Source organism: Halalkalibacter flavus (assembly GCF_036663575.1).
Taxonomy (GTDB): Bacteria; Bacillota; Bacilli; order Bacillales; family Bacillaceae_D; genus Halalkalibacter; species Halalkalibacter flavus.
This window is the reverse complement of the sequence record NZ_JAWRVK010000003.1, coordinates 51,033-71,099: the sequence shown is the minus strand read 5'-3', so window position 1 is coordinate 71,099 and position 20,067 is coordinate 51,033. Positions and strand designations below refer to the sequence as shown.

Annotated in this window: 17 protein-coding genes and 1 other annotated feature; of the genes, 1 reads left to right on the top strand and 16 read right to left on the bottom strand. The window is 38.6% G+C overall.

Annotated elements, in window-relative coordinates:
* Nucleotides 1–18 precede the first annotated feature (18 nt).
* From SAY88_RS02845 to SAY88_RS02780, 14 genes are all read right to left on the bottom strand, one after another.
* On the bottom strand, nucleotides 19–996 hold the full coding sequence (locus SAY88_RS02845; protein WP_332629142.1) for an electron transfer flavoprotein subunit alpha/FixB family protein: 978 nt from the start codon (nucleotides 994–996) through the stop codon (nucleotides 19–21).
* Nucleotides 997–1,012: 16 nt separating this feature from the next.
* Nucleotides 1,013–1,783, bottom strand: coding sequence for an electron transfer flavoprotein subunit beta/FixA family protein (locus tag SAY88_RS02840; RefSeq protein ID WP_332629141.1), 771 nt, complete (start codon nucleotides 1,781–1,783; stop codon nucleotides 1,013–1,015).
* A gap of 95 nt (nucleotides 1,784–1,878) precedes the next feature.
* Entirely contained in the window at nucleotides 1,879–2,658 is a 780-nt protein-coding gene (locus SAY88_RS02835; RefSeq protein WP_332629140.1) for an enoyl-CoA hydratase, read from the bottom strand.
* Between the two features lie 13 nt (nucleotides 2,659–2,671).
* Complete coding sequence (gene fadR, locus SAY88_RS02830; protein ID WP_332629139.1) at nucleotides 2,672–3,265, bottom strand: fatty acid metabolism transcriptional regulator FadR; 594 nt, start codon at nucleotides 3,263–3,265, stop codon at nucleotides 2,672–2,674.
* A gap of 100 nt (nucleotides 3,266–3,365) precedes the next feature.
* The gene (locus SAY88_RS02825) at nucleotides 3,366–5,045 is read right to left on the bottom strand and encodes an AMP-binding protein (RefSeq protein WP_332629138.1); all 1,680 of its coding nucleotides are present in this window, start codon (nucleotides 5,043–5,045) and stop codon (nucleotides 3,366–3,368) included.
* Between the two features lie 269 nt (nucleotides 5,046–5,314).
* Nucleotides 5,315–7,012: a long-chain-fatty-acid--CoA ligase gene (locus SAY88_RS02820; protein ID WP_332629381.1), complete on the bottom strand. Its 1,698-nt coding sequence runs from the start codon at nucleotides 7,010–7,012 to the stop codon at nucleotides 5,315–5,317.
* 377 nt (nucleotides 7,013–7,389) lie between these two features.
* The gene (locus tag SAY88_RS02815) at nucleotides 7,390–7,803 is read right to left on the bottom strand and encodes a DUF350 domain-containing protein (RefSeq protein ID WP_332629137.1); all 414 of its coding nucleotides are present in this window, start codon (nucleotides 7,801–7,803) and stop codon (nucleotides 7,390–7,392) included.
* Nucleotides 7,804–7,817: 14 nt separating this feature from the next.
* A complete protein-coding gene (locus tag SAY88_RS02810) occupies nucleotides 7,818–10,178 on the bottom strand; it encodes an endonuclease MutS2 (protein WP_332629136.1) in 2,361 nt (786 codons plus the stop codon).
* A 112-nt stretch (nucleotides 10,179–10,290) separates the two neighbouring features.
* Nucleotides 10,291–12,015, bottom strand: a complete 1,725-nt coding sequence (gene polX, locus SAY88_RS02805) for a DNA polymerase/3'-5' exonuclease PolX (protein ID WP_332629134.1) — start codon at nucleotides 12,013–12,015, stop codon at nucleotides 10,291–10,293.
* 227 nt (nucleotides 12,016–12,242) lie between these two features.
* Complete coding sequence (locus SAY88_RS02800) at nucleotides 12,243–12,782, bottom strand: CvpA family protein (RefSeq protein WP_250098666.1); 540 nt, start codon at nucleotides 12,780–12,782, stop codon at nucleotides 12,243–12,245.
* Between the two features lies 1 nt (nucleotide 12,783).
* Nucleotides 12,784–13,059 (bottom strand): cell division protein ZapA, encoded by a 276-nt coding sequence (gene zapA / locus SAY88_RS02795; protein ID WP_250098665.1) that lies wholly within the window; start codon nucleotides 13,057–13,059, stop codon nucleotides 12,784–12,786.
* Nucleotides 13,060–13,298: 239 nt separating this feature from the next.
* Complete coding sequence (gene pheT / locus SAY88_RS02790; protein WP_332629130.1) at nucleotides 13,299–15,725, bottom strand: phenylalanine--tRNA ligase subunit beta; 2,427 nt, start codon at nucleotides 15,723–15,725, stop codon at nucleotides 13,299–13,301.
* Between the two features lie 12 nt (nucleotides 15,726–15,737).
* Nucleotides 15,738–16,772: a phenylalanine--tRNA ligase subunit alpha gene (gene pheS, locus SAY88_RS02785; RefSeq protein ID WP_332629379.1), complete on the bottom strand. Its 1,035-nt coding sequence runs from the start codon at nucleotides 16,770–16,772 to the stop codon at nucleotides 15,738–15,740.
* Nucleotides 16,773–16,859: 87 nt separating this feature from the next.
* Nucleotides 16,860–17,091 (bottom strand) — a binding site (T-box leader).
* A gap of 60 nt (nucleotides 17,092–17,151) precedes the next feature.
* Nucleotides 17,152–17,907: a TrmH family RNA methyltransferase gene (locus SAY88_RS02780; RefSeq protein ID WP_332629129.1), complete on the bottom strand. Its 756-nt coding sequence runs from the start codon at nucleotides 17,905–17,907 to the stop codon at nucleotides 17,152–17,154.
* 124 nt (nucleotides 17,908–18,031) lie between these two features.
* Between SAY88_RS02780 and sspI the strand changes: the two genes are divergently transcribed.
* Nucleotides 18,032–18,238, top strand: a complete 207-nt coding sequence (gene sspI, locus SAY88_RS02775; protein WP_332629128.1) for a small acid-soluble spore protein SspI — start codon at nucleotides 18,032–18,034, stop codon at nucleotides 18,236–18,238.
* 63 nt (nucleotides 18,239–18,301) lie between these two features.
* On the opposite strand, the gene SAY88_RS02770 is transcribed toward sspI, so the two are convergent.
* Both SAY88_RS02770 and SAY88_RS02765 read right to left on the bottom strand, forming a co-directional pair.
* Nucleotides 18,302–19,387 (bottom strand): M42 family metallopeptidase, encoded by a 1,086-nt coding sequence (locus SAY88_RS02770; protein ID WP_332629127.1) that lies wholly within the window; start codon nucleotides 19,385–19,387, stop codon nucleotides 18,302–18,304.
* A 180-nt stretch (nucleotides 19,388–19,567) separates the two neighbouring features.
* A complete protein-coding gene (locus SAY88_RS02765) occupies nucleotides 19,568–20,056 on the bottom strand; it encodes a dUTP diphosphatase (RefSeq protein ID WP_332629125.1) in 489 nt (162 codons plus the stop codon).
* Between the last annotated feature and the right edge of the window lie 11 nt (nucleotides 20,057–20,067).

The window sequence follows — 20,067 nt, the reverse complement described above, 5'->3', positions numbered from 1 at the left end:
CCTTCAAACATTCTTCCCTTAACTTTTCACTAATACGTTCTTTAATTCTTCTGTTAAGATCGGTACTATTTCAAACAGATCACCAACGATGCCGTAATCTGCTATTTCAAAAATAGGAGCTTCTGGATCTTTATTAATCGCAACGATTACTTTGGAGTTTGACATCCCTGCAAGGTGTTGAATAGCTCCTGATATACCGATCGCAAAATATAAATCAGGTGTGACGACTTTTCCTGTTTGCCCAATTTGCAGCCCGTAATCGCAGTAGTCTGCATCACAAGCCCCACGGGAAGCTCCAACAGCTCCACCTAATAAATCAGCTAGCTCTTGAAGTGGTTCGAAGCCTTCTTTGCTTTTAACTCCCCTTCCTCCTGCCACAACTACATTTGCTTCAGAAAGGTCTACACCGCCTGTAGCTTTTCGTACTACATTTTTAATGGTTGTACGTAAGTCTTTGATTTCTACTGTAAGATTGGAGACATCCGCTTTTCGTGCAGGGTCCGGCTCAAGTGCAGCAATGTTATTCGGACGAATCGTTGCAAATACTACACCTTCCTTTACTTTTTTCTTTTCAAACGCCTTTCCTGAATAAATTGGACGCGTAAAAACAGAATCTTCTCCATCAAGTTCAACCGAAACAGCGTCTGAAACAAGACCTGCCTGTAACTTCATTGCAAGACGTGGCGAAACATCCTTGCCAATTGATGTGTGACCAAGAATAACTCCTTCCGGATTTTCAACATCAAACACTTGCAACAATGCTTGTTGATAGGCATCTGTTGAATAGCTTACCAAATCAGCATGATCAACAACGACAATACGATCAACCCCGTATTGAGCCATCTCCTCAGATAAACCGCTTACATTCCTCCCTAAAAGAACACCTACCACTTCTCCTCCATTGGCAACTGTTTTTCCTGCGGCTATTGCTTCAAACGAGACGTTGCGTAACTCTCCATCCCTAACTTCTCCAATGACAAGTACTTTTTTCGCCATATTGATCCCCTCCTATTTATATGACTTTCGCTTCAGATTTAAGTAATGATACAAGTTCTTTTACTTGAGCAGCAGAATCCCCTTCGAGAATTTTCCCTGCTTGCTTTTCTGGTGGTAAGAAGATTTCGACCGTTGTTGTTTTCGCTTCAACACCTTCTTCATCCAAGTCAAGATCATCTAAATCAAGTGTTTCCAATGGCTTTTTCTTTGCCTTCATAATCCCTGGTAATGAAGGATACCTCGGCTCATTAAGTCCTTGTTGCGCTGTAACAAGAACCGGAAGAGAAACGTCAATCGTTTCTTCGTCCCCTTCAACATCTCTGACAATTGTTGCTGTTTCATCAGCAACCGTCAACTTTGTGATCGTCGTTACTTGTGGAATGCCTAAAATTTCTGCCACTCTTGGGCCGACTTGACCAGAACCCCCATCTACAGCAACATTTCCACCTAAAATAATATCAGGCTCTTGATCTTTTAAATAAGCTGCGAGTAAAGTAGCTGTTGTAAATTGATCTAATTCATCTAATTCCTCACTGTCAATTAAAACAGCTTTATCAGCCCCCATTGCGAGTGCCATTCGTAGTTCTTTTTCTGCCTCTTCTTCACCAACAGTGATAACTGTCACTTCTCCACCATGTTCATCTCGCAAGACAATCGCTTCTTCAATTGCGTATTCATCGTATGGGTTAATGATAAATTCAACTCCGCTATCATCAATCTGGCCACCACTAATAGTAATTTTTTCCTCGGTATCGAATGTGCGTTTCATCAAAACAAAAATATTCATTTTCGTCCCTCCTAATATTCTTTTAAGATTACTAGTTTTAAAAGGTTGAAATTACCATTGTTATTATTCTATTGATAAATACCACTAAATCATGATTACTTCTTGTTTTTATTAAAGATTGGTTTGCGCTTTTCCATGAAAGCGTTAATCCCTTCTTTTGCATCATCCGTTTTAAATATTTGACCAAATAACTCAGCTTCACGAATCGAACCTTTTTCATGGTCATGAGGTTGATCATACAACAATAGCTCTAAAGTCATTTTGACTGCTATTTTGCTTTTTGCTGCTATTTTACTAGCTAGCTTTTGAGCTTCTTCTAAAAGAGTCTCTTCTGAAAATGTTGCATTCACTAGCCCTAGCTGCCTTGCCTCCAGACCGGTTATTGGGTCACTTGTTAAAAGCATTTCACAAGCTTTCGCTCTACCTACAAAACGAGGAAGCCTCTGACTCCCAGAAAACCCAGGTATTAGACCAAGCTGTAATTCAGGTAGCCCTAGTTTGGCATCCTCTGTTGATAATCGAATGTGGCATGCCATCGCAAGTTCCAATCCCCCTCCTAATGCAGCACCATGAATAACAGCAATAATTGGTTTAGAGAATTGTTCCATTCTGTCAAATAATTGTTGCCCACTTCTCGCAAGTTTTTCATGGTCTTCCTTGTCTGTTACTTGCGTAAACTCTTTAATGTCTGCACCAGCAGCGAAGAACCGTCCCTCTCCATTAATAAGAAGAACGTTTACCTCTTCCTTTGCTTCAAGCTCTGTCAAAGCTTGATCAAGTTCTTTCAAGACAGCTCTTGACAAAGCATTAGCTGGTGGCCTTTGTAATATAATTGTAGCAATCCGATTACTAATATTAACTTTTATAAACTCCACATTCTCACTCCTATCATGAAGGTTTCGAACGAAGTCCGCCGAGTAGCATTTTGTGAATTGGAACAGCTAACCCGCTTAAATCATACTTGCACTCTTTCATTACCCAGTTTGTCACTACCTCATCAATGGTTCCAAATATCATTTGCCTTGCTAATCGATTATCTAAGTCTTCAAGAAAAAATCCATTTGATTTTCCCTCAGTTAATAATTCATCTACTAACAATAAATACCCTTTTAAAATATCGTTAATTTTCAAGCGAAGATCTGTATTGGATTGACGTAATTCAAGTTGTGTAACGATCGCCAAATGATGATCTTGTTCTAGTTGTTCTAGATGTTTTGTAATGAGTAGTAAAAACTTATCTTCAATTGATAAATCTTCTGTAATCTGGTTACGAATAATCTGTACAAAATTACCCATTTTTTCCTCAAATAGTGATGTAAGTATATCTTCCTTATTTTCGAAATATAAATAAATGGTTCCGTCTGCCACACCAGCTTCTTTCGCGATTTTGGAAACTTGAGCTTGATGATAGCCGTGATTTGCAATCACTTTTACTGCTGCATCTATAATCTGATTATATTTAGGTCCTTTTTTCTTTCCCACTGTTGTCTCTCCTTTGCTGTGAATGAATATTCATTCATATTTCTTATTTTAGTGAAAAAGAAAATTAATGTCAATGATATCCTTGTAATTTTCGGTCAGATTAACTTGTTTTTTCTTTCCTTAGCTTTTGCTTTTCTTCGTCTATTAATACTCGTTTTAATACTTTGCCAACCATCGTTTTAGGTAATTCATCTCTAAATTCATACTTCCTCGGAATTTTATATGCTGCAAGATTTTTTCGACAATAAGCAGTTAACTTTTCTTCTGTTAACGTTGAACCTTCTTTTTTTACAACGAATACTTTCACCGTTTCACCACGATATTCATCGGGGATTCCTATCGCAACAGCCTCTTGAATGTCTTCATGATTATAGAGTACTTCTTCAATTTCTCGTGGATAAATGTTAAATCCGCCGGCGATAATCATATCTTTTTTTCGGTCGACAATATAAAAATATCCTTCTTCATCCATATACCCCATATCTCCAGTTAGAAGCCATTCTCCATTCATCGCTGCTTTTGTATCTTCAGGACGATTCCAATACCCCTTCATCACTTGTGGACCACGAATAGCTAATTCGCCAACTTCACCAAGCTCCGCCGGTTCTCCTGTCTCCATCGACAATATTACCGCTTCGGTATCAGGCCACGGAAATCCAATACTTGCTTCTTTGCTCTTCCCCCATACCAAATTACAATGAGTTACTGGTGATGCTTCTGTCAACCCATACCCTTCCACAAGCTTTCCACCGGTCAGCTTCTCAAAACGCTGTTGTACATCAACAGGTAATGATGCCGAACCACTTATACATGCTTTAATTGAAGAGAGATTGTACTTTTGAATATCGTGTTGATTAACTAAGCCAATATACATTGTTGGTGCACCTGGAAAGGATGTGATCTTTTTATTTTGAATAACCTTCAAGATTTGTTTTGGATCAAACTTTGGTACAATGTGTAGCTCATTTCCCATTGACAAGGTAAGATTCATGCATGTAGTCATCCCATATACATGAAAGAAGGGTAGTGCAGCTAGTGTTCGTTCTTTTCCCTCCTCTAACTTGTATAACCAATGGCGACATTGAATTGTATTGGCAACTAAATTTTGATGGGTAAGCATAACTCCTTTTGCAACACCTGTTGTTCCACCTGTATATTGCAATAGAGCAAGGTCTTCTTTTGGATTTATACATACATTTGGCCGCTCGTCTGATCCAGACTGTACTAATTGTACAAAGCGGTGTGTTTTCTCATTGTATAAGATGTCTACTTTTAATCCTGTATTCTTTTTTTGAATAAATGGGTAAAATAAGTTTTGTGGAAATGGCAGATAATCTTTGATAGCGGTTACAATTATATGTTCTAGTTTTGTTGATTTCCTGACCTTCATTACTCTTGGATACAATAAATCCAGACACAAGATGATCTTTGCTCCTGAATCAACTAATTGATGCTCTAATTCTCGTTCGACATATAATGGATTTGTTTGAACTACGATTCCACCAGCCATTAACGTTGCGAAATAGGCAATCACTCCTTGAGGACAATTAGGTAGCATGATGGAAACTCGTTCACCTTTTTGTAAGCCTAGCGTTTGTAATTGATTTGCAAAGCGCCTGACAGATTGATCGAACTCTCTATATGTAAGCGACTTACCCATGAATTCAAGCGCTACATGATCAGGGAAACGATGGCCAGCCAGCTCCACTAATTCGTGTAGAGAAAAATTAGGATACTCAATATTGAAGTTGGTATTTCTGTGTGGTAATGTTCTAGCCAATTCTTCTTAACTTCGTTTAACAAGTAAATAGCCTCCTTCTTACTCTCCTCTCATTTTATATTCATCCTCTCTCCTCCATTGTAATGAATGTTCATTCATTTTTAAATAGATTTTCAGTGATTTTTTTATTTTTCTTGCCTCGTTGATGATTTCGTTATTTGAAATTCGTTTTTTAAAAAAGTATCAGGGTTATCCAAAAGGAAGAAATACGACCTTTGGAATAACCCTTCTAAATAGAAATAATGATATATATAAAATTTCCCTACTTCTTACTCATTACTTGCTTTTTGTTCTTCTGCAAGCTTTTCTTTTTCTTCTTCTACAAGAACACGCCGCAAAATCTTACCTATTAATGTCTTCGGTAATTCATCCCTAAACTCATAATATTTCGGTACTTTATAAGCAGCCAAATGCTTTCTACAATATTGGTCTAACTCTTTTTCTGTAAGAGTTCTTCCTTCTTTTAAGACAACAAATGTTTTCACAGTTTCTCCGCGATACTCATCAGGAACACCAATCACAACAGCCTCCTGTATCGCTTCATGTTCATAAAGAACTTCCTCAATCTCTCTTGGATATATATTGAATCCACCAGCAATGATCATATCCTTTTTACGATCAACGATATAGAAATAGCCCTCTTCATCCATATAGCCCATATCACCAGTTAAAAACCAATCCTCTTTAAATACTTGTGCAGTTTCTTCTGGACAGTTCCAATAGCCTTTCATCACTTGTGGTCCACGAACAGCTATTTCTCCAACCTCTCCAACTTCACATGATTCGCCTGTTTCTGCTGAAATAACTGTTACATCCGTATCTGGCCAAGGGATACCAATACTTCCATTCTTCCTTTTTCCCCAAATCGGATTGGCAACAGCTACTGGAGATGTTTCTGTGAGTCCATAGCCTTCTACAAGTTTTCCTCCTGTTAATGACTCAAATTTTTGCTGCACTTCTAAGGGGAGTGGAGCTGCCCCACTTAAACAAGCTTTGATTGATGATAGATCATAATTCTTAATTGTTGGGTCGTTAATTAACGCGACATACATTGTTGGCGCGCCTGGAAAAAGGGTGATTTTTTGTTTTTCTATTGTTTTTAACGCCTCTTTTATGTCAAACTTTGGAAGAATAACCGTTGTAAATCCATTCATAATGCTTAGATTCATACAAACTGTCATTCCATAAACATGGAAAAATGGCAATACAGCCAACATTTTTTCTTTACCTGGTGTTGTTTTGTATGTCCAATGAATACACTGCATTGTATTTACTACTAAATTTTGGTGAGAAAGCATAACTCCTTTTGCCGGTCCTGTTGTTCCACCTGTATATTGGAGGAGTGCTAAGTCCTCAACAGGGTCCATTTCTATAGTAATTTCTTTAGTTGTGCCGGCTTTTAGAAAAGGTTTAAATTCGATTGTATTTGAATTATAGACAACCTCTACTTTAATGCCTGTATTTTTCTTTTGAACGAAGGGATAGAGTACGTTTTTAGGGAAAGGAAGATAGTCTTTAATACTTGTAACAATGACATATTCTAAATTGGTTTTTGAACGCACCTTTTGAACACGTGGAAAAACTAGATCTAGACAAACGATTACTTTTGCCCCAGAATCGATAAGCTGATGTTCCAGCTCTCTTTCAACATAGAGCGGATTGGTTTGAACGACAACTGCCCCAATCATGAGAGCACCGTAATAACTGATGACTCCTTGTGGACAATTCGCAAGCATGATAGCTACTCGATCTCCTTTTTTCACACCAAGTGATAGCAATTGATTAGCAAATTTCTTTGATTCTTCATATAACTCTTTGTAAGTTATATCCTTCCCAAGAAAATGCAAAGCATCATGATTTGGAAATTTCTCAGTCGATCGCCTCAAATAGTCATGCAAGCAACTTTCATCATACGAAATTGTGGGCGGTACCTCTTCAGGATAGCTTTGTAACCAAACCTTATCCATTGTCGTCAACACTATCTCCTCCTTGCCATCTTGTATTTACTCCTTTCTCATCGTTCATTCTCCTCTTCTCTATTCTATTGCAAACGCTTACAGTTTTGTATACCTTTTTATGTATTTTTGAAATTTTCTTAAATATTTTGACCTATATGATGAAAAAGGCTACTGAAAATATCACCTTCTTCAGAAGCCTTCTTTATTCTTGTTGTATAAAATAGTTTCAAATCCTCAACAAAAAAGCAGACTTACTTGAACTATAGACAAGCCTGCTTTCAATTTCTTAAGGAGCAAAAAAGAGCATAAATATAATTCCTGCTACGATAAATGCACCACAACTAACATATAAAATTTTCATTAAAAGCTCCACATGTATGACTCCTTTATCTAGCAATAATACTTGCTCCGATGACGTATGACAATCCAATTGAAATCACCATCGCAATAAAACCAACGGCCCGATTACCACGTTTTATTTCTTCGTCTACTTTAAAGCCTGGTGTTAAAAACTCAAACACAAAGTAACTTACAAGCAATAAGAAGAAACCTAAGACGCCCCAAGCGAGCATCATTAACATCGAATCAGAATATCCAATGGAATGTCTAAATATATTAGCCACCCCAAAAATTTTGCCTCCTGTCGCTAAGGCAACAGCGACATTTCCATTTTTGATCTCATCCCAGTTTCGATATTTCGTTACTGTTTCAAAGATCGTTAAAAACAGAATCAGGGCCAGAAGAGAGACGCTATAGTATGCTGCTGTTCGCATCCATTCATTTTCAAGTAGTACGTCCATATCAATCGCCTCTTTTACTTCAATTCAACGACCGTATTTCCAAGGCCGCCTTCGTTCATACCGCCATCTCGTTCTCCTTTTACGTGGGGGTGTTTTTTTAGGAGCTGCTTTACACCTTTACGAAGTGCCCCGCTCCCTTTTCCATGAATGATTGATACTTGATGGTATCCAGCTAATAATGCGTCATCAATATATTTTTCGACAAGAAGCATTGCATCTTCAAATCTTTCGCCACGAAGATCTAACTCTGCTTTCACATGAGATTCTCCCCCTCTTATCATCGCAAGAGGTTTCGTTTCTACTGGTTTCGGACGATCTAATAGCTGAAGATCATCCTTTTTCACTTTCATTTTCATAATCCCCATTTGGACTTGGAATTCTTGGTCACTAATTTTTTCTACGACAAAACCTTTTTGTCCAAAACTAAGGACCTTTACTTCATCACCAGGCTGAATGTTTTGTTTCGCTTTTGCTGCATCTTTTTTGATCTTCTTTTGTTTTGACGTTAATTTTGGCGTTGCTTTTTCAAGATGCTTCTTCGCATCGATAATTTGATGCTCTTTCACAGATAGCCCTGCTTTTTGCATTTCTCTTAATTCACCAATAATAAATTCAGCTTCTTCCTTCGCTTCTTTTACTGCTTTTTCTGCTTTTTCTTCTGCTTCTTTGAAGATGCGCTCTTTTTCCCGCTCTAGTTGATCAAGTTGTTTAATAAGATCTTCACGTAATTTTTCAGCCTCGACACGTAGAGAATGAGCTTCTTCTCTTTCGGTTTCTGCCGACTTTTGGCTCGTTTCTAATGAGGTAATCATTTTTTCAATTTGGTTTGTTTCGCTATCAATTTGTTCCTTCGCTCTTTCAATCACTCGCTCATCCAAACCTAATCTTCTAGAAATCGCAAATGCATTACTTCTTCCAGGTACTCCAATCAAAAGACGATACGTTGGTCTTAATGTCTCTACATTAAATTCTACACTTGCATTCATCGCTCCCTCACGATTATATGCATAGCCTTTTAGTTCACTATAATGCGTTGTCGCTACCACACAGGCACCGCGATTATATACATCGTCCAAGATCGAGATAGCCAGTGCTGCCCCCTCTGTCGGGTCTGTACCTGCTCCTAATTCATCGAATAATACTAGACTTTGGAAATCAACTTTCCCCAAAATGTCTACAATGTTTGTCATATGAGAAGAGAACGTACTTAAACTTTGTTCGATTGACTGTTCATCGCCAATATCAGCAAAAACTTGCTTAAATACCGCTAATTCAGATTCTTCTTCTACTGGGACGTGCAAACCCGATTGTGCCATCAGAGTAAGCAAACCAACCGTCTTTAACGTAACCGTTTTTCCTCCAGTATTGGGCCCAGTTATAATAAGTGAGCGATATTCGCCACCAAGTTCAACGTCAATTGGTACTACTACACCTTCATCTAATAATGGATGGCGTGCTCTTTTCAAATACATATAGCCATTTTCATTTAGCTTTGGCTCAGTTGCTTTAATTTGCTGAGCATAGCGTGCTTTCGCAAAAATAAAATCTAATGCAGCAAGAATCGTTAAGTTATGCAAAAGGGGATCAGCAACCTCAGCGACCTGATTTGAAAGCATCGCTAAAATTCGTTCAATTTCTTGCTTCTCTTTCACTTTCGCCTCGCGCAATTGATTGTTTAACGTGACAATGGCTTGTGGTTCGATAAATAATGTTGCTCCAGAACCAGATTGATCATGAACAATTCCTCCAAACGAACTGCGATATTCCTGTTTCACAGGAATGACAAAACGATCATTTCGAATGGTAACAATCGCATCTGATAACATCTTTTGTGTATTTGAGGACCTTGTAATACTCTCTAATTTAGAGCGGACCGCCGCTTCGTAGCTGCGCACTTGCTGCCTAATCGTTCTAAGCTCATGACTTGCTGAATCCAGAACGTTCCCATTGTCGTCTATGCATTGTTTTATTTCACGCTCAACATCAGTTAATGGTTCCACTTGCATAGCATAGTCATAAAGTAACGGTAACTCAATTTCTTCTTCTTCCACCATTGTTGTGATAAACTTTTTAAGCCTGCGACCTCCATAAATCGTGCTAGCAATGGAAATTAACTCATTTGCTGCGAGAGATCCTCCTATCTTTGCTCGTTTGGCATTTGCTGCAACATCAGTAATCCCACCAAGTGGAGCTTGGCCTTTTAACCTTAAGGCTTTTGCCCCTTCTGCTGTTTCATGCTGCCATACTCGCACTTCTTCTATATTCGTTGACGGTTGTAATTGATCAATTTTTTGCCTCCCTAAAGAAGATGATACATGATCAAGCAACTGTCTTTTCATTTTTTCAAATTCTAATACTCGTAACACACGTTCCATAGACGTAACTCCTTCTTAGTCACAGGGGCATAAGTCAATTAGAAACAACTCATCCACCCTATCTCCTTTTATATAAGAGTACCTTTTAATGAGAGTCAGGAATTTATCCTTCCTACCTGTTAAGAAAAGCTTGTAGTTTTTCTAATGACCAAGTATTAATGACGGAATCTGGTCTTAGCATCGCTTTTCTTGCCACTGAAGTACCGTAAGACATAAGCTCCAGGGATTCCTTATTATGTGCATCTGTATTAATGGCTAGAACGACACCTGCTTCTTCTGCCTTCTTTAACCAATATGCCGATAAATCCAATCGATGTGGATTGGCATTTAACTCAAGGGCCGTATTTGTTTCCTTCGCTAATTGTATAAGCATATCGACATCAACATCATAGCCATCACGTTTGCCAAGTAAGCGTCCCGTTGGGTGGGCAATTAAATCGACATGTTTATTTTCAAGTGCCATTCTTAAACGGTTCATAATCGTTTCGCGGTCTTGCTGGAATGATGAGTGAATCGCCGCAATGACAAAATCTACATCTGCTAAGATCTCATCATCATAATCAAGTGTACCATCAGGTAATATATCCATTTCAATTCCTGTTAATATCCTAAAGTCATCATACTCTTCATTTAATTTCTTTATTTTCGCATGTTGTTCTTTTAATCTTTCAACCGTTAGTCCATTAGCAACACGTAAAAATTTAGAGTGGTCCGTGATGGCAATATACTCATATCCCTTTGATCTTGCAGCTTTCACCATATCTTCAATTGAGTGAGCTCCATCACTCCACGTCGTATGCATGTGCAAGTCACTTCGGATATGTTCATCTGAAATGTAAGTAGCAGGAATATTCATTAGTATTTCTGCTTTTTCTACTTCCCCTTGGTCTTCCCTAGCTTCAGGAGGAATAAATGCAAGCTGAAAATGTTCGAAAAACTCTTCTTCTGTAGAAAATGTTTTAATCTCGCCAGTCTCAAGATTTTCGACCCCATACTCACTAATTCGTTCTCCTCGTTGTTTAGCAAGTTGACGCATCTTAACATTATGATTTTTCGACCCTGTAAAGTGATGAAGAGTCGTTGCAAACTCTTCTGGTAGTACTAATCTAAAATCAATCGATATCGGAAATTCACCTGTAATTTCAACAGAGACTTTTGTATCCCCACTTGCAACTGTTTTGCTAATTCCGTCTAGATTTAGGAGGCTAGCCTTCACTTTTTCTGGCTCAGTTGTTGCAATAATAAAATCAAGATCTTTCACGGTTTCGCTTATTCTGCGCAAACTTCCTGCACGCGAAAAACGTAATACACCATCCATTTTTTCTAGAGCTCGTTCAACTGCTTGAGCAATAGGTAATACAACAGGAAGTGCCAAGCGTTCTGGACGGGTACTTGCCTCTTGAATGGCAAATAGAATTTTCTCTTCCGTTTTCTTCCCAAATCCAGCGAGCTGCTGAACTTTTTTCTCTTCACATACTTGCTTGAGTGTATCAACACAAACAACATTAAGTTCTTTATATAGTTTTCCAATCTTTTTGCCACCTAATCCTTGAAGCTTCAGCAGTGGCAATAAACCAGAAGGTACCTCTTCTTGCAATTGTTTAAGTAAGGAACATTCTCCAGTATTCTTAAGTTCTGTAATGACCTCAGCTGTTCCTTTCCCAATGCCAGCAAGAGAGGCTGGATTGTCAATCTCATCTAACGTACGCTCATCAGACTCTAATGCAAGTGCCGCTTTTCGGTAAGCTGATATTTTAAAGGGGTTATCCCCTTTGATCTCTAAATAAGTCGCAATGGTCTCTAAGTAACCAATTACATCTTTCTTGTTCATCTTCATCGTCCCTTTCTTCTATCCTCCATCATACCGATAGTTAGCAGAGAAAATCAACGCATGTACATAAGAGCCGCGCATGCGGCCTTTTCTTATTCGAGTAAACTGTAAGGCTTCTGCGAAAGATCCCTGTTAGGTTCTCTTACCTTTTTAAAAAAAGGCACAGAAAAAGGTCGTTTTCACCTTTTCAGTGCCCTTTAAACAATGAACTTTCAAAAAATGCCTGCTATTCGTTATAGTTGATTATTTATCCATAGCTCTTTCAACCAATTAGAGAGAAAAGGTGTATGATTAAGCATGACTTGAGCAACGATGGAGCGTTGCATTACATCCTGAACAACCTCAATTGGTAATAATGCTACAACAAATAAAACAACAAACAAGATGAGATACGTCTCTACGAAACAAAGGATTCCGCCCAATAATTGATTAATAGAACGTAAAATTGGCAAATGTGCAAGAAAATCCAACATAGAACCTAACAAATGCAGGACAATCTTTGTACCAAAGAAAAGTATAGCAAAGGCAATCCCCGAATAATATACACTTTCAGCATCAAACGTATTAATTATCATGCCAACTGTACTATCGGAAGAAAATTGCGGGTATGGGACCCATAAACGAATGTACGAGGCAAATTCTCCAAAGTATGTATACGCTACAATAAGAGCTACAACAAAACTAATTAAATGAATAATTTGAAGAATGAAACCTCTTCTTCTACCAATAAAGAAACTACAAAATAAGATAAATAGAATAAGAAAGCTAAGCATGTTAATCGTCTCCTGTCGATCTTTCTTCGTTGACTTTTTCGTTTAACATTTCATTTTCCTTCTGTAACTTTACATAATCATCAACAATATTTACAGCTGTTAGTACCGCTAAACGTGTTGTATCAAGATACGGATTACGTTTTTTTATTTCTCTCATTTTCTGATCCACTATACGGGCGACATCTTTTACATATGCCGGAGGCTCTTCACCGACGACTGTGTACTGTTGACCATATATTGAAACAGTTATCCGTTGCTTTTTCTTTTGCTCTGCCACGGAAAAGCCTCCTATCTATCAGTAAAAATGCGATGTTGAAATTAGCCATAAAAATACCATCTTCTATCATACCATGAAGGTTCTTTTAAGGAAATACAGTGTTTCAAAAAATGTGATATATTTAGTCATTTTTCGCTCTAATAATCTAAGAGTATACATATTACAAACCGCACTAAGTTATTACTTATTATATATAGTAAAAAGGCTGTTGAGCGGTATTTACTCAACAGCCTCATTCTTTATCCTCTTAATGAAGCTCCTACTTGTTCTTCAAGCATCTTTAATACTTCTGTATGAGCTTTTATTACTTCTTCATCAGTTAATGTTCTCTCAGGATCAAGATACGTTAATGAGAAGGCAAGTGACTTTTTCCCTTCTTCCATATGTTCGCCTTCATAAAGATCAAAAAGTCGAACGTCATGTAACAATTCTCCACCAGCCCAACGAATAACTGCTTCCACTTCTCCAGCTGAACGGTGTGTATCTACGACAAGGGCAATATCACGAACCATAGCAGGATATCGTGGCAACGACTTGTAAATAACTGAATTCGTTTCATGCGTTAGCAGTGATTCAAGTTCAAGTTCATAGACGTATGTTTCTTTTAGCCCTAATTCCTTCTGTAGGGCCGGGTGAACTTGACCTACAAATCCAATTTCTTTTCCGTCTAGCTTAACAAGTGCCGTTCGCCCTGGGTGTAAGTCAGGTAGTTTTGCTTGTTCAAAAACTATTTTCTCAAAGACTCCTAGCTGTAAGAACATCTCTTCGAGGATGCCTTTCACAACAAAGAAATCAACTACTTTTTTCTCTCCTTGCCAATTATGTTCATGCCATAGCCCGGTCAATGCACCTGCAACCATTTCACGTTCAGTAGGTTGTTTTGTTAATGTCTCTTCATCTGTTAAGAAGATCGAACCAATTTCAAATACATGTACATTGTGATTTTTACGGTTTACGTTATAACTAAGAACATCAAATAAGTGTGGGATCAAGCTTGTACGCATCGTACTACGATCCTCACTCATTGGCATTGCTAAACGCACTGAGCTTGTTTGATTCGTTTCAAAAGCAAACCCTTTTGCCTTTTGGGGACTTGTTAATGAATACGTAATAACTTGAGAGAGTCCAGAACGCTCTAACACACGGCGGACATGACGTCTCTTTTTCTGATATTCTGTCAAAGCTCCTTGAGTTGTTGCACCAACTGGAAGAGTGGTCGGAATATGATCATATCCATATAATCTTGCTACTTCTTCCATTAAGTCTTCTTCAATTTGAATATCAGCGCGGCGAGAAGGGATTGTAACATGTAAGACGTTGCCATCTTGTTCATACGTAAATCCTAACCGTGACATGAACGATGCGGCTTCCTCGATTGTTACATTCATTCCTAAACGATTATTAACTCTTTCTAGATCAAGGCGAACTGTAGCCATATCATAAGAAAGTAGATCTTTTTCAACAACACCAGATACAATCGTACCTCCTGTTAATTCAGCAATAAGAGCGGCTGCTCTTCTACCCGCTGCAAGTACTCGGTCTTGGTCAACACCCTTTTCGTATCTTGTACTAGCATCACTTCTTAGCCCTAAATCTCTTGATGCTTTACGGATTGTTGATCCTTTGAAATAAGCAGCTTCTAAAAGGACTGTCGTTGTCCCTTCATGAACTTCAGATGTTGCCCCACCCATGACACCAGCAATAGCGACAGGCTCTTTGCCATTTGTTATGACAAGATGATCATTCGTAAGCGTCCGCTCTTGATCATCTAATGTGACAATTTTTTCTCCGTCATAAGCACGACGAACTAGTACTTCTTTGGAGCCGAAGCGGTCATAATCAAATGCATGTAACGGTTGACCATATTCAAGTAACACATAATTCGTTACATCAACGACATTACTAATTGGACGGATTCCTGCTGCCATCAGACGATTTTGTAGCCACAGAGGTGATGTACCTACTTTCACGTCTTTAATCATAATCGCACCGTAGTAAGGATTATCTTCTGTTGCTTCCACCTCTACGTTAATGTAGTCAGTAGCAGATTCATCATTTGTTACAACTTCAATATTAGGAAGAGTCACTTCTCGCTCATATAGAGCTCCCACTTCATAAGCTACCCCTAACATATTTAAGCAATCTGAACGATTTGGTGTTAAATCCAATTCTAATACTTCATCATCCAAGTTAAGTGCGGCAAGGGCGTCACTACCAACTTCAACTAGATCTTGGAAAACATAAATCCCTTCAGAGAACTCCTTTTGGACAAGTTTCCCTTCGATCCCTAGCTCTTGTAAGGAGCAAATCATTCCTTGTGACACTTCTCCACGTAATTTTGCTTTTTTTATTTTAAAGTTACCAGGAAGAACCGCTCCTACCTTTGCAACTGCGACATGCTGTCCGGCTGCGACATTCTTTGCACCACAGACAATTTGAACGAGTTCGTCTTCACCAATATCAACTTGACAAACATTCAGTTTATCTGCGTTTGGATGTTGTTCACATTCTTTCACATATCCAACAACTACTCCTGAAATTCCTTTATTTAATTGATGAACAAAATCAATTTCAATCCCGCCACGCGTCATCTTTTCTGCAATCTCACTCGCCGAAAGGTCTTTCACATCAATGTAATCTTGTAACCATTTATAAGAGACTAACATAATTTTTCCTCCTTACACCCGTTTGAACTGCGCTAGAAAACGTACATCATTTGTATAAAAATGACGAATGTCATCAATATCATATTTAAGCATTGCTAATCGCTCAACACCCATACCAAAGGCAAATCCACTGTATTTCGCAGAGTCAAATCCACTCATTTCTAATACTCGTGGATGAACCATTCCCGCACCTAACACTTCAATCCAACCTGATTGCTTACATACACGACAGCCTTTTCCACCGCACATTCCACAAGAAACATCCACTTCTACAGAAGGCTCTGTAAATGGGAAGAAACTTGGACGCAAACGAATTTCTCGATCTTCCCCAAAGAATGATTTGGCAAATTGTTCTAATACCCCTTTTAAATCACTCATGCGGACATTCTCATCAACAAACAAACCTTCTATTTGCATAAATTGATGTGAATGAGTTGCATCATCATCATCGCGACGAAAAACTTTTCCTGGACAAATGACTTTTACTGGGCCTTTTCCTTTATGTAATTCCATCGTTCTCGCTTGAACAGGAGACGTATGTGTTCTCAGTAACAATTCTTCTGTGAAATAAAAGGAATCCTGCATGTCTCGTGCTGGATGGTCTTTTGGTAAGTTTAACGCTTCGAAATTATAGTAATCGACTTCAACTTCTGGACCTTCTGCGACAGAGAAACCAAGTCCTAAAAATGCCTCTTCTACTTCTTCAACTACTTGAGTTAACGGGTGTGTAGAGCCACTATGAACTGGACGCCCAGGTAATGTCACATCAATACTTTCACTTGCAAGTTGCCGTTCAATGGCTGCATTTTCTAATTCCTTTTCTTTTCGTTCAACTTGTTCTTTGATAGCATCTCGTACGTCATTAGCCATCTGGCCAATGACCGGACGCTCTTCTGCTGAGAGTTTCCCCATTCCACGTAAGACCTCTGTAATGGGACCTTTTTTACCTAAATATGCCACTCTCACATCCTGTAATGCTTTTACATCTTCAGCAACATCGACCTTTGCCAACGCCTCATCACGCAAGGCTTCTAAACGTTCACGCATCATTTTTCCTCCTTCAAAATAACCATTCTCACTTAAAAGGGTAACCTCCAAAAAATATTGGCCAAAATAAAAAGCCTTCGCTCCCGCAAAAGGGACGAAGACTCGTGGTACCACCCTTATTAATGAAGAGGGAATCCCTCTCATTATCTTCATTGCTCTAACGGTCGAAACCGGGATCACCTTCACAAGGTTGTACTTGTGGTCCAGTGCCTGCTCCAGAGTGAATTCGGTTTTCCCTTCCATAAAAATGCTTTCAGTCTAAGGCATCTTCTCCCTGAATGGTGGTTAAAAACGTACTACTCTCTTTCTTAGCATTTTAAAAATATATTGATTTATTTATTATAGTGAATATACTTTCTTCATGCAACCATCTTTGCCATTATCCCCTCAAATAATACAGCAAGATGCCTGCAGCAACTGAAACATTTAATGACTCTGCTTGACCATGTATCGGAATATAGATGTTTTGGTCTGTTTTTTCTAGTAAAGGTTGGGCTACGCCCTCTCCCTCGTTTCCCATAATGAGTGCAAAATGAGATTGAGGTTGGATAGCAGAATATGAGCTTGCCTCATTTAATGCTGTCCCAAAAACAGGGATGGATGACTCTTTAAAGGCATCAATCCATTTTTCTAATTTTCCTTTGATAACTGGAAGGTGAAAAATCGAACCTTGAGTGGCACGAATCACTTTGCTATTAAAAACATCCACACTTCCTTCTCCAAGAATCACTCCCGTCATTCCAGCAGCATCAGCTGTTCGGATCATCGTACCGAGATTTCCAGGATCTTGAATTCGATCTAACAATAAATATTGCCCCGTTACCTTATCCACGTTAGGTTCAGTGGGAATGACACAAACAGCCGCTATCCCTTGAGGCGTTTCTGTCTCCGATAGTTCTTTCATTACTTGGTCGCTTACGATGATCACATCTTGGTCTTGCATCGATAATGATGAAGGCAAGACCGCCCCTTCTGTCATTAATATGTATTCTACGGCCATGTTAGCTTTAATAGCTTCCTCGACGAGGTGATACCCTTCGACGAGAAAACGGCCTGCTGTCTCTCTTCCTTTTTTCGTATGTAGCTTTTTCCAACGTTTTACATGCTCATTCTTAACTGAATCAATTCGTTTCATGCTCTACTCCTTTTAATCCTTCTTTCTCATTTCTTCATCATACCCATTTTTTTCGTCATAATCCAGTCCACGCTGTACATACTACAAATAGATTTAATACTATCACTTAAAGGAGTGCTGAAATATGAGTTTTAACTTACGCGGTGCCATCATGGCAAATATCAAAGGAAATTCACAGGATGAGGTAGAAGCAGTGATTGTTGACGCTGTTCAACGCGGCGAAGAAAAAATGCTTCCAGGTTTAGGTGTGATGATGGAAGTATTCTGGAAAAATGCAAGTGAGCAACAAAAAGACGAAGTTTGTCAGCAGATTAGTCAAGGATTGCAGTAATACTTGAAGAGGTTGCTCTCGCTTATGCTTGAGCAACCTCTTCTCGTTTAATCTAACAGTTGTTTAAGAAAACGTTATTTTCTCGACGGTGTCTTTATCAAGCTTTTTAATAACCTCAACGATGAGTTTCACTGCATTTTCGTAATCATCACGATGTAAGATAGCAGCATGTGTGTGTATATAACGAGTTGCTACTGTAATGGATAAAGCTGGAACACCATTTGCTGTTAAGTGAATGGCTCCAGAATCGGTACCACCACCAGCCATTGCGTCGAATTGATATGGGATATTATGCTCATCTGCTGTATCTGTCACAAAGTCACGTAAACCTTTGTGAGAAATCATCGATGCATCATACAAGACAATTTGAGGGCCATCTCCCATCTTTGCTAACGCTTCTTTTTCTGTTACACCTGGTGTATCTCCAGCTATCCCTACATCCACACCAAAACCAATATCAGGTTGGATTAAGTGTGCTGATGTACGTGCACCACGAAGGCCAACTTCTTCTTGTACGGTACCAACACCATACACAGTATTCGGGTGGTTCTCTCCTTGTAGACCACGGAGGACATCAATTGCAATAGCACACCCAATTCGGTTATCCCATGCTTTAGCCATTAATAGCTTTTCATTTTTCATGACTGTAAATTCGCAAACCGGAACGACTGAATCACCAGGACGTACTCCAAATTCCATTGCTTCCTCTTTACTTGTTGCACCGATATCTATAAACATATCTTTTTTATCAACGGGCTTCTTTCTTGCTTCAGGAGCTAGAATATGAGGAGGTTTTGAGCCGATTACTCCTGGAATATTTCCTTTATTTGTCATAACCGTAACACGCTGGGCTAGCATAACTTGTTCCCACCAGCCACCGACTGTTTGAAAGCGAAGAAATCCTTTCTCATCAATGCTAGTCACCATGAAACCAATCTCATCAAGATGGCCTGCAACCATGATTTTTGGTCCTTCGGCATTTCCTGTTTTCTTCGCAACAAGACTTCCAAGTTTATCTGTTGTTACCTCATCAGCAAATGGGCTAATGTATTTTTTCATTACCTCTCGAGCTTCACGCTCATTTCCAGGAACTCCATTTGCATCTGTTAAATCCTTTAACATTTGTAAACGTTCATCAAGATTTGTCATTATGTATAACCTCCTAAGTATCAACTATATTTTCAGTATACAGAAAACAATTTCGCTACTCAAATGAATCTAAAACAAGACTGCTAGTACCTACAAATTTAAAAAGGCTAATTCCATAAGGACACTAAAAAAGATCAACTTTCTCCTTTTTCAGTGGCTTCAATTTCATTTATCAATTCCCTAATACCCGCTATCTTGTCTTTCATGATTCACTTTATTCTTTACTAGATAAGCTTTTTCTACTTCTTCATTTGAAAAACCAAGTTGTTGACCTAATGAAAAAAATCCATCAACAAGTTGCTGAAATTTTTCTTGTGTCCGGTCAGCATCTAGTTCATGTGTTTGATTCATAATAAGAAGAAACTGATCAGTAACGCTTTGTCGTTCTTGATTATATTCTTTCACCGTAACCGAAGTAAGGTTTAATGTTAACCCTAGTGTCAAAATAAAGTGCAACCCGTCTACATATTCTTCTAAAATTACTGAACGTTCCGAGGATGACTTTCGGCTCCAATATTTAAAGCATCTTGTTTCATTGGCTAGTTCTGCGATTTCAACGATCAATGCAAGTAGTTGTTCCTTAAATAAATCTCGTCCTATCAGGTGATGCTCTTGAACAATTCGGTCATTAAGTTCTTTTTGAATGGCAAATAATTTCTGTATTTCCATAGACAATCCTC